Origin of the sequence: Streptomyces sp. NRRL S-495 (assembly GCF_000966955.1) — a bacterium.
Lineage (GTDB): Bacteria > Actinomycetota > Actinomycetes > Streptomycetales > Streptomycetaceae > Kitasatospora > Kitasatospora purpeofusca.
This window is the reverse complement of record NZ_JZWY01000709.1, coordinates 1-13,682: the sequence shown is the minus strand read 5'-3', so window position 1 is coordinate 13,682 and position 13,682 is coordinate 1. Positions and strand designations below refer to the sequence as shown.

Annotated in this window: 11 protein-coding genes; 7 read left to right on the top strand and 4 right to left on the bottom strand. The window is 73.9% G+C overall.

Going from position 1 to position 13,682, the window contains the following annotated elements:
• Positions 1-186 precede the first annotated feature (186 nt).
• Positions 187-1,263, bottom strand: coding sequence for a LacI family DNA-binding transcriptional regulator (locus tag VR45_RS31450; protein WP_078897000.1), 1,077 nt, complete (start codon positions 1,261-1,263; stop codon positions 187-189).
• Positions 1,264-1,406: 143 nt separating this feature from the next.
• On the opposite strand from VR45_RS31450, the gene VR45_RS31445 reads away from it, so the two are divergent.
• From VR45_RS31445 to manA, 7 genes are all read left to right on the top strand, one after another.
• Positions 1,407-2,699: an extracellular solute-binding protein gene (locus VR45_RS31445; RefSeq protein WP_045943281.1), complete on the top strand. Its 1,293-nt coding sequence runs from the start codon at positions 1,407-1,409 to the stop codon at positions 2,697-2,699.
• A 113-nt stretch (positions 2,700-2,812) separates the two neighbouring features.
• A complete protein-coding gene (locus VR45_RS31440) occupies positions 2,813-3,685 on the top strand; it encodes a sugar ABC transporter permease (RefSeq protein WP_045943280.1) in 873 nt (290 codons plus the stop codon).
• 3 nt (positions 3,686-3,688) lie between these two features.
• Positions 3,689-4,537, top strand: coding sequence for a carbohydrate ABC transporter permease (locus tag VR45_RS31435; RefSeq protein ID WP_045943279.1), 849 nt, complete (start codon positions 3,689-3,691; stop codon positions 4,535-4,537).
• A gap of 85 nt (positions 4,538-4,622) precedes the next feature.
• Positions 4,623-5,930, top strand: a complete 1,308-nt coding sequence (locus VR45_RS31430) for a hypothetical protein (protein ID WP_045943278.1) — start codon at positions 4,623-4,625, stop codon at positions 5,928-5,930.
• Position 5,931: 1 nt separating this feature from the next.
• Positions 5,932-8,976, top strand: coding sequence for a glycoside hydrolase family 38 C-terminal domain-containing protein (locus VR45_RS31425; RefSeq protein ID WP_045943277.1), 3,045 nt, complete (start codon positions 5,932-5,934; stop codon positions 8,974-8,976).
• A gap of 143 nt (positions 8,977-9,119) precedes the next feature.
• A complete protein-coding gene (locus VR45_RS31420; protein ID WP_045943276.1) occupies positions 9,120-10,076 on the top strand; it encodes an ROK family protein in 957 nt (318 codons plus the stop codon).
• Between the two features lie 58 nt (positions 10,077-10,134).
• Positions 10,135-11,361 carry a mannose-6-phosphate isomerase, class I gene (gene manA / locus VR45_RS31415; RefSeq protein ID WP_045943275.1) on the top strand — a complete coding sequence of 409 codons (1,227 nt, stop codon included), beginning with the start codon at positions 10,135-10,137 and terminating at the stop codon, positions 11,359-11,361.
• Positions 11,362-11,502: 141 nt separating this feature from the next.
• On the opposite strand, the gene VR45_RS31410 is transcribed toward manA, so the two are convergent.
• The 3 genes from VR45_RS31410 to VR45_RS31400 all read right to left on the bottom strand — a co-directional run.
• Positions 11,503-12,099: a thioesterase family protein gene (locus VR45_RS31410; RefSeq protein ID WP_052709513.1), complete on the bottom strand. Its 597-nt coding sequence runs from the start codon at positions 12,097-12,099 to the stop codon at positions 11,503-11,505.
• Positions 12,096-12,401: a hypothetical protein gene (locus tag VR45_RS47360; RefSeq protein ID WP_045943274.1), complete on the bottom strand. Its 306-nt coding sequence runs from the start codon at positions 12,399-12,401 to the stop codon at positions 12,096-12,098. The genes VR45_RS31410 and VR45_RS47360 overlap by 4 nt, the downstream gene beginning before the upstream one ends.
• Before the next feature lie 235 nt (positions 12,402-12,636).
• The coding region (locus tag VR45_RS31400; protein WP_234326348.1) for a DUF6528 family protein at positions 12,637-13,682 on the bottom strand (1,046 nt) is incomplete at its 5' end.

Genomic DNA, 13,682 nt, shown 5'->3' with positions numbered 1-13,682 from the left:
CGGCGGGTACGTGTACGGCATGTACGAGGTGCGGCGGGTACGAGCTCCGGGCCGGGTGCGGCGCGCGGGCGCGGTGGAACCGGTGCGGGCCCGGGTGCGAACGGGCCGGCCGGACGGCCGTGGGCGCCTCGCCGGACTCCGGCCCACGGTGGTGCGCCGAGCGGGGCCCGCTCGGCGCCAGCGAGGCTAAACCGGTTCAGGGGCGCTGTCAACGGTGCCGGTGGAGTTCACACCCGCCGGTGAACCGCCGGCCGGCGGCGAGGTGGACTCGCGCACGGTCAGCCGCGGGGTCGGCATCTGCAGGTCACGGCCGGGACCGGCGTCGTCGATCACCGCGAGCAGGCTGCGCGCCACCTGCTCGCCGAGCGCGAAGGTGTCCCGGCTCAGCGCGGTGAGCGGCGGGTGCACGATCCGGGCGAGCACCGAGTCGTCGAAGGAGACGATGGACAGCTCCCCGGGCACCGCGACGCCCATCTCCCCCGCCACGCCGAGACCGGCCACCGCCATCACGTCGCTGTCGTAGACGATCGCGGTGGGCCGCCGCGGCCGGGAGAGCAGGGTGCGGGTGGCGGCGGCGCCCTCCGCGTCGCTGAAGTCGGTCGGCACCGAGAGCGCCTCCTCCAACCCGAGCCGGCGCGAGGCGTCGCGCAGTGCGCGGATCCGCCGCTGGGTGTGCTGGAAGTGCGGCAGCCCGGCCAGGTGGGCGATCCGCCGGTGCCCGATGGCGGCCAGGTAGTCGACGATGGAGAGCATCGCCTCGCGGTCGTCGGCCCAGATCCGCAGCGGCCCGGCGCCCTTGCCCGGGCCGCCGAGCACGACCGCGGGCAGGCCGAGCGCGTCCAGCACGGCGAGCCTGGGGTCGCGCAGCTGGAGGTCGACCACGATGAAGCCGTCGACCCGGTGCTCGGAGGTCCATCGGCGGTAGACCTCGATCTCGGCCGCGGTGTCCTCGACCACCATCAGGTGCAGGGCGACGGAGTGCGCGGACAGCACCGCCTGGAGGCCCGAGAGCAGCTGGCTGAAGAACGGCTCGACGCCGATGGTCCTGGCCGGGCGGGCGATCACCAGGCCGACCGCGTCCGCCCTGGCCCCGCCGAGGGCGCGGGCGGCGCTGTGCGGCCGCCAGTTCATCTCCTCGGCGACCTGGAGGATCCGGGCCCTGGTCGCCTCGCTCACCCCCGGGCGGCCGTTGAGCGCGAAGGACACCGCGCCCTTGGAGACGCCCGCCCGGCGGGCGATGTCGGCGATGGTCGGTCTGCCCACGGGTTCCGACTCCTCTCTTGACAGCCAAGTTTAGGCCGGAGCATAGTCCCTGCAACAGCTAGACCGGTTTAGTAAGACAGGTTCCGAAACCGCGCGCAATCCCCGATGCATCCCCCTCCCCCACCCACCACGGGAGAACCCTCATGCGTAGAATCCGGGCGGCAGTGACGACGGCGGTGCTCACCGCGACCCTGGCCACAGGCTGCGGACTCGGCTCCGACGGCACCTCCGGCAGCAGTGACAGCGCGGCGAGCGCCGCCGCCACCGGCGAGGTCAAGGGCAAGGTCTCGCTCCAGACCTGGGCGCTGAAGCCGAAGTTCACCGCCTATGTGCAGGGCGTGATCGACGGCTTCAAGCAGAAGTACCCGGGCGTCGAGGTCGACTGGCTGGACCAGCCCGGCGACGGCTACTCCGACAAGGTGCTCAGCCAGGCCGCCGCCGGCACCCTGCCCGATGTGGTCAACCTCCCACCGGACTTCGCCCTCCCGCTGGCGAAGCAGGGCCTGCTGCTGGACGTCGCCAAGGCCGACCCGAAGCTCCCCGAGGAGTACGTGGCCGGCGGCCTCGACGCCTACCGGTTCGCGGGCCTGGGCGGCACCTTCGGCTACCCCTGGTACCTCAACACCGACGTCAACTACTGGAACGCCGAGCTGCTGACCAAGTACGGCCTGGACCCGAAGAAGCTCCCCGCCACCCTGGACGAACTCATCGCCCAGGCCCGGACCTTCAAGGAGAAGGCCGGCGGCTCGGCCTACCTGATGAGCCGCAAGCCCGGCCTCGGCGACCTGGTCGACGCGGGCGTCGAGGTAATGGCCGAGGACGGAAAGTCGTTCACCTTCAACACCCCCGAGGCCGCGGCCGTACTGGACAAGTACCGCGCCGCGTTCAAGGAGGGGCTGCTGCCGAACGACGTCCTCACCGACACCTACGCCGGCAACTCCAAGCTCTTCACGGCCGGCACCGCGGCCTGGACGACCGCCGGGGCCAACTTCATCACCACCGTCGCCACCGACAACCCCACCCTCGCCCCGAAGATCGTCTCCTCCCCGTCGATGGGCACCCCGCCGCTCTACGTCCAGGGCGTGTCCGTGCCCAAGAACACCAAGAACCCGGCCGCCGCGGTGGCCCTGGCCCGCTGGGTCACCAGCCCGGAGAACCAGGCCGCCTTCTCCCGGCTGACCAGCATCTTCCCCTCCACGAAGGCCTCCGCGAACGACCCGCTGTTCAGCAAGTCGGACGGCAGCAACGCCGGCGACGCCAAGGTCGTCGCCTTCACCTCGCTGGCCAAGGCGAAGATGCTCCAGCCGGTCCAGGTGGACGACGCGATGAGCACCATCGTCAAGCAGCAGTTCACCCTCGCGATCAGCGGCGACACCAGCTCCAAGCAGGCCCTGGACACCGCCGTCGAGCGGTGCAACCAGCTCCTCAAGGGCTAGGCCCTCTCCTTCGAGGCCCTGACCGCCCGCGCGCCGGTGGGCGGCGGCCCCGCCCCCGGGGAGCCGCCGCCCACCGGGCACGACCCGCGACCCCCGCCCCAGGAAGGCACGGCATGACCCACCGGCGCTGGTTCACCCCCTGGCTGCTCGCCGGGCCCGCACTGATCTGGCTGGCCGTCTTCAACCTCTGGCCCGCCGCCAACACGGTGATCCTGTCGTTCACCAACGCCAAGCCGCTGGGCGGCGGGCGGTTCACCGGCCTCGACAACTACCAACGCGCCTTCAGCGACGACCAGTTGGCCGACGCCCTGCTCAACTCCGTGATCTACCTGCTGATCTGCCTGCCGCTGCTGACCGTGCTGCCGCTGCTGCTGGCCCTGCTGGTCCAGCGCAGACTGCCCGGCATCACCTTCTTCCGCACCGCCTTCTACACCCCCGTCGTCGCCTCCGCCGTCGTGGTCGCCCTGATCTGGGGCTGGGCACTGAACGACCGTGGGCTGATCAACGGCGTCCTGCGGCAGACCGGCCTCGCCGACTCGCCGGTCCCCTTCCTCACCGACCGCTGGCTGCTGCTGCTCAGCGCGATCGCCCTGACCACCTGGAAGGGCCTCGGCTACTACATGGTCATCTACCTGTCGGCGCTGGCCAATGTCGGCCGGGAGCTGCACGAGGCCGCCGCCGTCGACGGCGCGGGCACGCTGCGCCGCTTCCTGCACGTCACCCTGCCGGGGGTGCGGCCCACCATGGTGCTGGTCTCGGTGCTGATCTCGGTCTCCTCGCTGCGGGTGTTCTCCGAGCTGTACGTGCTCTCCAACGGCACCGGCGGCCCGGGCGGCCGGGACATGTCGGTGGTGATGCTGATCCAGATGTACAGCCGCGGCTTCACCGGCCACCTCGGCTACGCCTCGGCGCTCAGCCTGCTGCTGTTCCTGATCACCCTCGGCCCGATGCTGCTGCTGACGCGCCTCAACCGGAAGGCGGCCTGACCCGTGAGGCGCTCCCGCAGCTTCAACACCCCCTCCCCCGCCGAGACCGCACTGCGCTACCTGCTGCTCCTGCTCGTCCTGCTGCTGGTCGTCGGGCCGTTCCTGTGGCAGCTCTCCACCTCCCTCAAGGGTCCGACCGAGGACGTCTGGTCCGCCACCCCGCACTTCCTCCCGGACCACCCCACCGTCGACAACTACCTCAAGGTCGCCGACACCATCCCGGTCTGGACGTACGCCGCCAACTCGCTGGTCGTCGCCGCCATCGCGATCTTCGGCAACGTGGTCGGCTGCACCCTGGCCGGCTACGCCCTCGCCAAGCTGCGCTTCCGGGGCGTCCGACTGGTGTTCGGCCTGCTGCTGGCCACCCTGGTCCTGCCCGGCGAGGCCACCGTGGTGTCCCAGTACGTCACCGTGCGCAGCCTCGGCCTGGCCGACACCCTGACCGGCGTGGCCCTGCCCGGCGCACTCTCCATGCTCAATGTGCTGCTGATGCGCACCGCCTTCGCCGCCGTCCCGCCCGAGCTGGAGCAGGCGGCGCTGGTGGACGGCGCCAATGTCCGCCAACGGCTCTGGCACATCGGCCTGCCGAACGTGCGCGGCATGCTCAGCGTGATCGTGATCTTCACCTTCATCGGCGCCTGGGACGACTTCCTCTGGCCGCTGATCGTGCTCAACGACCCGCAGAAGTACACCCTCACGGTGGGTCTCCAGTACCTCAACGGCACCTTCAGCGCCAACCCCCGGCTGATCGCGGCCGGCACCATGATCGCCTTCCTGCCGATCGTGGTGGTGTTCGCGGTGTGCCAGCGCTTCTTCTTCAAGGGAGTGGAGGAGGGTGCCGTGAAGGGCTGAACCCCGCACCGGACGACCGCACCGGACGACCGCACCGGACCGCACCGGACGCACCGCCGTTCCTCCTCCCAGGGAGCCACCGACCATGACCACCGCTCCGCGGACCACCGCCCCGCGCTTCGGCGTCAACTACACGCCCACCGCCGGCTGGTTCCACCACTGGCTCGACTTCGACCTCGACGCCGTCCGCGCCGACCTCGACTCGATCGCCGCGCTCGGCCTCGACCACGTCCGGGTGTTCCCGCTCTGGCCGCTGTTCCAGCCCAACCGGACGCTGATCCGCCCGCGCGCCGTCGAGCAGCTCGTGGCGCTGGTGGACGCGGCCGGGGAGCGCGGGCTCGACGTCGCCGTGGACGGCCTCCAGGGCCACCTGTCCAGCTTCGACTTCGAACCGGCCTGGATCCGGACCTGGCACCGCCGGAACATGTTCACCGACCCGGACGTGGTCGACGGCCAGGCCGCCTATCTGCGCACCCTCGCCGCCGCCCTCGCCGAACGGCCCAACTTCCTCGGCATGACGGTCGGCAACGAGGTCAACCAGTTCTCCGGCGAGCCGCACCCCGACCCGCACCGGGCCACCCCCGAGCAGGCCGAGGCCTGGCTGCGCCGGATGGTCGACGCCTGCGAGCGGGGCGCCCCCGGCCGGCTGCACCTGCACGCCTCCTACGACGCCGCCTGGTACCTCGACGGGCACCCGTTCACGCCCTGGCACTCGGCCCGGATCGGCGCCGCCACCGCCGTGCACTCCTGGGTGTTCAACGGCACGGCGCAGCGCTACGGCGCCCGTTCCACCGCGAGCGACCAGCACGCCGCCTACCTGGTGGAGCTGTCCAAGGCCTGGGCCGGGGATCCGCACCGCCCGGTCTGGCTCCAGGAGGTCGGCGCCCCGGCCCCGCACATCACCGCCGCGGACGCCGCCCGGTTCACCGGCGCGACCGTGGCCGCGGTGCTGGACTGCCCCGATCTGTGGGGCGTCACCTGGTGGTGCTCGCACGACGTGGACCGCTCGCTGGCGGACTTCCCCGAGCTGGAGTACAGCCTCGGCCTGCTGACCAACGACCGGCGGGCCAAGCCGGCCGGGGAGCGGCTGGCCGAGGCCGTCGCCGCCGCGCGCGCCGACTGGCGGGCGCCCGCGCCGCGCCGCACCGCCGTGGTGGTCGCTGCCGGGGACGAGGTGACCGCGCCGGGCCGCTCGGTCTGCGGTCCCGGCGGCGCGGTGTTCGAGACCTTCATGCGGCTGGCCGCGGACGGCGCCCGGCCGACCGCGGTCCTGGCCGAGCGCGCCGGGGACGCCGCCCACCTCGCCGCCCGGGGCATCACCGAACTCGTCCACCCGGACGAACCGAGCCGACCCTCCCTCCCCCTCGCCCAGTCGCCCAACGGAGTCCGCTGACATGCACGATGACCGCACCCTCGTCGAAGCCCGCCTCAAGCGCGTCCTGGAGGAGCGCATCCGCCCGGCGGTGTACCCCGAGTCCGTCCCGCTGACCGTCACGGTGTGGACCGCGCCCGGCGAGCCCGTCCCGGTCGCCGAGGGCCTGGCCGCGCCGCGCTCGCCGATCGCGGTCGGGGACGCCTGGGGCGCGCCGTGGAGCACCAGTTGGCTCACCGTGGCCGGGACGGTGCCCGGGGCCTGGGCCGGGCGGACCGTCGAGGCGCTGATCGACCTCGGCTTCGACGCCAATATGCCCGGCTTCCAGTGCGAGGGCCTGGTGTACCGCCCCGACGGCACCCCGGTGAAGGGTCTCAATCCGCAGAACCAGTGGGTGCGGATCGCCGCCCCGGCGGACGGCGGCGAGCCGGTGCTGCTGCATGTCGAGGCCGCCGCCAACCCGGTCATCCTGGACTACCACCCCTTCCTGCCCACCGAGTTGGGCGACAGGGAGACCGCCGGGGACAAGCCGCAGTACCGGCTGGCGCGGATGGACCTCGCGGTCTTCGACGAGACGGTGTGGCAGCTGGTGCTGGACCTGGAGGTGCTCGGCGAGCTGATGGCCGAGCTGCCGGCCGACGGCGCCCGCCGCTGGGAGCTGCTGCGCGCGGTCGAGCGGGCCCTCGACGCGATCGACCTCCAGGACGTCAACGGCACGGCAGCGGCGGCCCGTTCCTGCCTGGTCGAGGTGCTGGCCGCGCCCGCCGCGCCGTCCGCGCACCGGATCGGCGCGATCGGCCACGCGCACATCGACTCGGCCTGGCTGTGGCCGCTGCGGGAGACGGTCCGCAAGGTCGCCCGGACCGCCGCCAATATGACCGCGCTGCTGGAGGAGGAGCCGGACTTCCTCTACACCATGTCCCAGGCGCAGCAGTTCGCCTGGATCAAGGAGCACCGCCCGGAGGTGTACGCCCGGGTGAAGAAGGCGGTGGCGGACGGCCGCTTCGTCCCGGCCGGCGGCATGTGGGTGGAGTCGGACACCAATATGCCGTCCTCGGAGGCGATGGCCCGTCAGTTCGTGCACGGCAAGCGGTTCTTCCTGGCCGAGTTCGGGATCGAGAACGAGGAGGCCTGGCTGCCGGACACCTTCGGCTTCACCGGCGGCCTGCCGCAGATCATCCGCAACGCGGGCTCCAAGTGGCTGCTGACCCAGAAGATCTCGTGGAGCCAGATCAACAAGTTCCCGCACCACACCTTCCTCTGGGAGGGCATCGACGGCACCCGGATCTTCACCCACTTCCCGCCCGTGGACACCTACAACTGCTCCATGAAGGGCTCCGAGATCGCCCACGCGGCACGGAACTTCAAGGACAAGGGGGTGGCCCGGCACTCGCTGGCGCCGACCGGCTGGGGCGACGGCGGTGGCGGCACCACCCGCGAGATGGTCGGCAAGGCCGCCCGGCTGCGCGACCTGGAGGGCTCGGCCACGGTGCGCTGGCAGCGGCCGGCCGAGTTCTTCGCCGAGGCCGAGGCCGAGTACCCGAGTCCGCCGGTCTGGGTGGGTGAGCTGTACCTGGAGCTGCACCGGGCCACGCTGACCAGCCAGGCCCGGACCAAGCAGGGCAACCGGCGCAGCGAGAACCTGCTGCGGGAGGCAGAACTCTGGTGTGCCACGGCCGCGTTGCGCACCGGCCTGGCCTACCCGTACGAGCGGCTGGACCGGATCTGGAAGACCGTGCTGCTGCACCAGTTCCACGACATCCTGCCGGGCTCCTCGATCGCCTGGGTGCACCGGGAGGCGGAGGCGACGTACGCGGGCCTGGCGGCCGAGCTGGAGGAACTGATCGGCGCCGCTCAGCAGGCCCTGGCGGGCGATCCGGCGGGCGGGCGCGAGCTGGTGTTCAACGGCGCCCCGCACGGGCGTTCGGCGGTGCCGGCGGGCGGCGCGGCGGTGGCGGTGGCCGGTCCGGGCGACTGCGCGGTGACCGCCCGCGAGGGCGGCGGCTTCGTGCTCGACAACGGGCTGCTGCGGGTCGTGGTGGACGGCGACGGCCTGGTGGTGTCGGCGGTGGACGCGGCGAGCGGCCGGGAGGCCGTCGCCCCGGGCGCCCGGGCGAACCTGCTCCAACTGCACCCCGACTTCCCGAACATGTGGGATGCCTGGGACGTCGACCAGTTCTACCGGAACACGGTCACCGACCTGGTCGGGGCCGACGAGGTCGCGGTGCACACCGAGGACCCGGCGGAGGTCGCGGTGCGGGTCGCCCGCTCGTTCGGCTCCTCCACGGTGACCCAGACGCTGACCCTGCGCGCGGGCTCGGGCCGGCTGGACATCGACACCGAGGTGGACTGGCACGAGGCGGAGAAGTTCCTGAAGCTCGCGTTCCCGCTGGACGTGCACACCGAGCGGTACGCGGCCGAGACCCAGTTCGGCCACCAGTTCCGGCCCACCCACACCAACACCAGCTGGGACGCGGCCAAGTTCGAGGCCTGCAACCACCGCTTCGTGCACCTGGCCGAGCCGGGCTGGGGCGTCGCGCTGGTCACCCCCTCGACCTACGGGCACGACGTGACCCGGGCGGTGCGCGCGGACGACGGCGGCACCACCACCACGGTCCGGTTCTCGCTGCTGCGCGCGCCGCGCTTCCCCGACCCGCGCACCGACCAGGGCCGGCACCGGTTCCGGCACGCGCTGGTGCCGGGCGCGGAGATCGGCGACGCGGTCCGCGAGGGCTACGCGGTGGGCCTGCCCGAGCGCCGGGTGACCGGTTCGGCGGAGTCGGTGCGGCCGCTGGTCGCGCTGGACCAGGACGCGCTGGTGGTGAGCGCCGTCAAGCTGGCCGACGACGGCAGCGGGGACCTGGTGGTGCGGGTCTACGAGTCCGCCGGCGGCCGGGCCCGGGGGCGGCTGGCGACCTCCTTCGCGCTGGCCGCCGCGGTGCCCTGCGACCTGCTGGAGCGGCCGTGGGAGGGCACCCGCGGCGAGGTCGTGGCGGACGGCGACGGGGTGCGGCTGGCGCTGCGGCCGTTCGAACTGGTGACCCTGCGGCTGACGCCGGCGCGCTGATCCTGTTTGCTGTCCCTGTCGTCCTGCTCGTCCTGCTCGCCCTGCTCGCTGCTCGTCCTGTCCGGCCCGCCGCCCCGGTCCTCCGGGGGCGGCGGGCCGGATGCCCGTCCGTCTGTGCGTCCACCCCTCCGGAGCCCTCCGCCATGACCGCGCCCTCGCCGTCCACCGCCCCGCTGTTCGCCGGCCCCCTGTACGCGGCTGTCGACATCGGCGGCACCAAGATCGCCGGGGCGCTCGTCGACTCCGCCGGGGCGCTCGCCCACCGCGTCCAGCTGCCGACCCCCGCGAAGGAGTCCGGCGCCGAGGTGCTGGCCGTGGTGCACCGGGTGCTGGACCACCTCGCCGCCGCGCCCGACTGGGCGGCGGTCACCGCCGTCGGCATCGGCAGCGCCGGACCGGTGGACCTCGTCGGCGGCACGGTCAGCCCGGTCAACATCCCCGGCTGGCGGGAGTTCCCGCTCACCGCCGAGGTCGCCGCCCACCCCGCCGTGGCCGGCCGCCCGGTGGCGCTGGCCGGGGACGGGGTCGCGATGGCCGCCGCCGAGCACTGGCGCGGCGCCGCCCGGGGCGCGGGGAACGCGCTCTGCCTGGTGGTCTCCACCGGGGTCGGCGCGGGCCTGGTGCTGAACGGCGCGGTGCACCCCGGGCCGAGCGGCAACGCCGGCCACCTCGGCCACATCACCGTGGACCTGGACGGCGAGCGGTGCCCGTGCGGCTCGTACGGCTGCCTGGAGAACATCGCCAGCGGCACCGCCATCGCCCGCCGGGCACTCGCCGAGGGCTGGGAGCCCCGGGGCGCGGACCGCTCGGCGCGCGCGGTGGCCGAGGACGCGCTGGCCGGGCACCCGGTGGCACTGGCCGCCTTCGACCGCGCGGCGCAGGCGCTGGCGGCCGGGATCGCCGCCACCGCCACCCTGGTCGACCTGCGGCGGGTGGTGGTCGGCGGCGGGGTGGCGGCGGCCGGTCCGGTGCTGTTCGAGCCGCTCGCCCGGCACCTGGACCGCTACGCGGCGCTGCCGTACGTGCGGGGGCTGGACGTGCGGCGGGCCGAGCTGGGGAACGACGCCGGGCTGATCGGCGCCGCCGCGCTCTGCCGCTGAGCACCGGGCTCCCGCCCCTCGCCCCTGCCCGTGCCACCACCCCCGGGAGACCGTCCGCATGCCGCTGTTCGCCCCGCTCACCAACCCGGTGCGCCCGTACGCCTGGGGCTCCGCCACCGCGATCCCCGCGCTGACCGGTGCCGCGCCCACCGGCGGACCGCAGGCCGAACTGTGGCTGGGCGCCCACCCGTCCGCGCCGTCCCTGCTCGACGACGGGCACGGGCCGCGCCCGCTGGACCGGCTGATCGCCGAGTCCCCGGAGGAGCTGCTCGGCGCGGCCACCGTCCGGCGGTTCGGCCCCCGGCTGCCGTTCCTGTTCAAGGTGCTGGCCGCCGAACGGGCGCTGTCCCTCCAGGTCCACCCGACCCGGGCGCAGGCCGAGGCCGGGTTCGCCGCCGAGGAGGCGCTCGGGGTGCCGCCGGACTCCCCGGAGCGGGTGTACAAGGACCGCGACCACAAGCCGGAACTCCTGTGTGCGCTGGGCGACTTCGAGGCCCTGTGCGGCTTCCGTCCGACCGCCGCCACGGCCGCGCTGCTGGACCGGCTGGCGGTCCCCGCGCTGGCCGGCTGGGCCTCGGCACTGCGCGCGCGGCCCGCCGCGGCGGTGCTGCCCGACCTGCTCCGACAGGCCCTCGGCGGCGGTGGCACGGGTGGCCCGGGCGGTGCCGCCGTGCTCACGGAGGTCACCGCCGCACTGGACCGGGTCGCGGCGTCCGACGGTCCCTTCGCCGCCGCCTGTGCGGCCTACGCCCGCGCCGCCCGCGACTACCCCGGCGACCCGGGCCTGCTCGCCGCGCTGCTGCTGAACCACGTCCGGCTGCGGGCCGGCCAGGCCCTGCACCTGGACGCCGGCGTGCCGCACGCCTACCTCCGCGGCCTGGGCGTCGAGCTGATGGCCAACTCGGACAACGTGCTGCGCTGCGGTCTGACCGCCAAGCACATCGATGTTCCGGGCCTGCTCGCGGTGACCGTCTTCGAGGCCGTCGAACCGGCCGTACTGACCGCCCGGCCCATGGCCGGCGGCGATCCCTCGGAGGTCTGCTTCCCCTCCCTCGCGGCCGAGTTCCGCCTCTCCCGGCTCCGCCTCGCCGACACCGGCGTGCGGATCGACCGCGCGGACGCCCCGCAGATCCTGCTGTGCACCGCCGGCGAGGCCCGGCTGTCCGCCCCCGACGGCTCGGCCCTGCGCCTCGCCCGGGGCGGCTCCGCCTACCTGCCGCCCAGCACCGTCCCGGTCCGGCTCGACGGCCCGGGCGCGGAGCTCCACCGCGCGACCGTCGGCTGACGCGCCGCCCGGTCCTTCCGACCGTCACTGCACCTGTCCGCCTGCCCTCATGTACGCCTGCCCGCCCGTCCGCCCCCGCACAGGAAGAAGCCCCAGTCGACTTCCTGTGCCGGGCGTCGGCCGGCCCGGCCTCCCGAGGGGTCAGCGCGCGCGGTGCCGGTACGAGCCCACGGGGACACTCCGGGTCAGCACGCTCAGGCCGGGCAGGCGCCGGCGCGGCTGGTGGTGTCCGGCGGAGGCGGCGACCAGGGCCCCGCGCGGGGACTTCACTCCCGGCCGGGGCGGCACCGCGACAGCCACCTCGTCGGCCAGGAAACCGGAGAGGAACCGCCGCTCCGACGGGCTGAGCGTGCGGGAGCGGCCGGAGGCCTCGTCCCGGGCGACCACCACGGTCCGCGCCCGCATAAAGGTGTGCGGGTCACGACACACATTCACCACAACATGCGCGGAACTGCGTCCGAGCCGTTCCACCGTCAGCCGCACCAGCAATGGCTCCGGCCGGTGGTGCAGCTGCTCCAGATAATCGATCTCGTGCCGCGCGATCAGGAATCCCGACGGGAATAGGGATTCCTGTACCGCGGTCGAGTGGTGGCAGAAGAGGTCGTAAATTCCCTCCTGCACGTAGGAGACCAGCCGGGCGTTGTTGATGTGCCCGTTCTCATCGACGTCGCTCCACCGGGTGGGGCAGGCCAGGACGTGCGCGTTGGCGTCCGCCTCGTGGTTCCGTGCCGCGCTCACCGGTGTTCGGCCGCGACACCGGTGGGCAGCAGCGCCCGCTGCAACCGCGCGTAGTAGACGGCGTGTTCGGAGGCCATCCGAGCGGCGGTCCAGCCCTCCTCGGCGGCCTCGGCGGCGGCCTGGACGACCAGGCTGTCGAGCACGCCGTCGACCGCCCGGCACAGCTCGGCCACCGCCGCCAGGCGCTCGGGGACGTCCGACCCGCCGGCCGACCCGCCGGCCGGGAAGGCCGCGAGCGAGTCGACCGCCAGCCGCAGTTCGTCGACGTTCTCGGACCTGGATTCGGAAACGAAATTGCGCACAGTTCTCTCCCTAAACGGTTACGGCATTTCTGGATGTGCGAACCCGGCGAGCGGGTTCGTGTTCCCCCCGGCGCCATGGACGCTATCCCAGCCCGGGGCGCTACGGGGAGGTATTCGGAACAGGAGCGGAAACTGACCACCATTGGAGTAGTTTGACGTTGCATAAAATCAGCCGCATCCACCGAATGCCACCCCGTTCGGCCCCTCCCCCCGTCCGGGGCCCCAGGCCGGCCGGTCATGCCCCGCTCCCCCAACTGGTCCACCAGCGCGCCTTGTAGAGCTGGGCGCCGGGCAGGTACCGGACGCCGTCCGGGCGGTGCAGGGTGAGCACCGAGGTGCACCAGGTGCACGGGCCCGCGTGGTCCGGGGCGGCCGTGAGCAGCCGCCCGGTACCGGGCTCGTCGCCCACACTCTTGATGTCCCGCTCGGCCCGTTCGTCCGCCAACCGGATCCGGGTGAAGCGGTCCGTCGGCGGGTCGAACCGCCACAGGTGCGCCGCCGTGCTCACCCAGAACCGGCCCGGCGAGGCGAGCACCGGGGCCAGGTCGTGGCCGCCGTGCTCGGGCAGCGGCACCGACCGTTCGGCGGTGAGCGTCGGCGCGGCCGACGTGCCGCCCACCCGAAGCGCCGTCAGGGTGTCGTCGCCGAGCGCCCAGAGCCGCCGGGTGCGCGCGTCCCACTGGACGCCGTGCGCGCCCGGCAGCCGGTACTCGGCGTACGCGGTGCTGCGCGGCCCCAGCGAGGCCGCGTACAGCCGGACCCAGCCGCCGCCCGAGGCGGCGACGGCGACATTGCCGTCCGGGAGCAGTTCCGCGCTGTGCGGGTTGGCCGACCCGGTGTCGACCGCCCAGGCGGTGGCGCCGGTCGTGGTGTCGACGACGGCCGCCAGACCGCCGGACGCGGTGGTGACGAGGTAGCGACGGCCGTGCCGGACCCGGCTCTTGGCCTCGTCCGGCAGCGCCCAGGTCCGGCCCGGGGCGAGGTCGGCCAGGTCGGGGGCGGTGTCCGCGGACCACGACCAGAGCACCGTCCGCCGGTCCGGCCCACCGGGCAGGGACAGCGCGGTCGGCCGCTCCGGGCCGAGCACCAGCACCCGCCGGGAGGCCTGGTCGACCACGGCCACCGTCCAGGTGGGCCGCAGCCCGGCGGCCGCGGCCGGGGCCGCGCCGATCCCCAGCACGAGGGCGGCCGCACCCGCCGCAGCCCGCCATGCCCGCCTCGCCCGCACCTGGCCGCCTCCCGCCGTCCGGCTCCGACTGTCCGACTCCCGCTGTCCTGCTC

Bases quoted from the DNA above. Each gene is read 5' to 3' on its own strand.
- manA (WP_045943275.1), top strand. From the start codon at position 10,135: ATGCCGCTGTTCGCCCCGCTCACCAACCCGGTGCGCCCGTACGCCTGG.
- VR45_RS31425 (WP_045943277.1), top strand. From the start codon at position 5,932: ATGCACGATGACCGCACCCTCGTCGAAGCCCGCCTCAAGCGCGTCCTG.
- VR45_RS31445 (WP_045943281.1), top strand. From the start codon at position 1,407: ATGCGTAGAATCCGGGCGGCAGTGACGACGGCGGTGCTCACCGCGACC.
- VR45_RS31440 (WP_045943280.1), top strand. From the start codon at position 2,813: ATGACCCACCGGCGCTGGTTCACCCCCTGGCTGCTCGCCGGGCCCGCA.
- VR45_RS31420 (WP_045943276.1), top strand. From the start codon at position 9,120: ATGACCGCGCCCTCGCCGTCCACCGCCCCGCTGTTCGCCGGCCCCCTG.
- VR45_RS31430 (WP_045943278.1), top strand. From the start codon at position 4,623: ATGACCACCGCTCCGCGGACCACCGCCCCGCGCTTCGGCGTCAACTAC.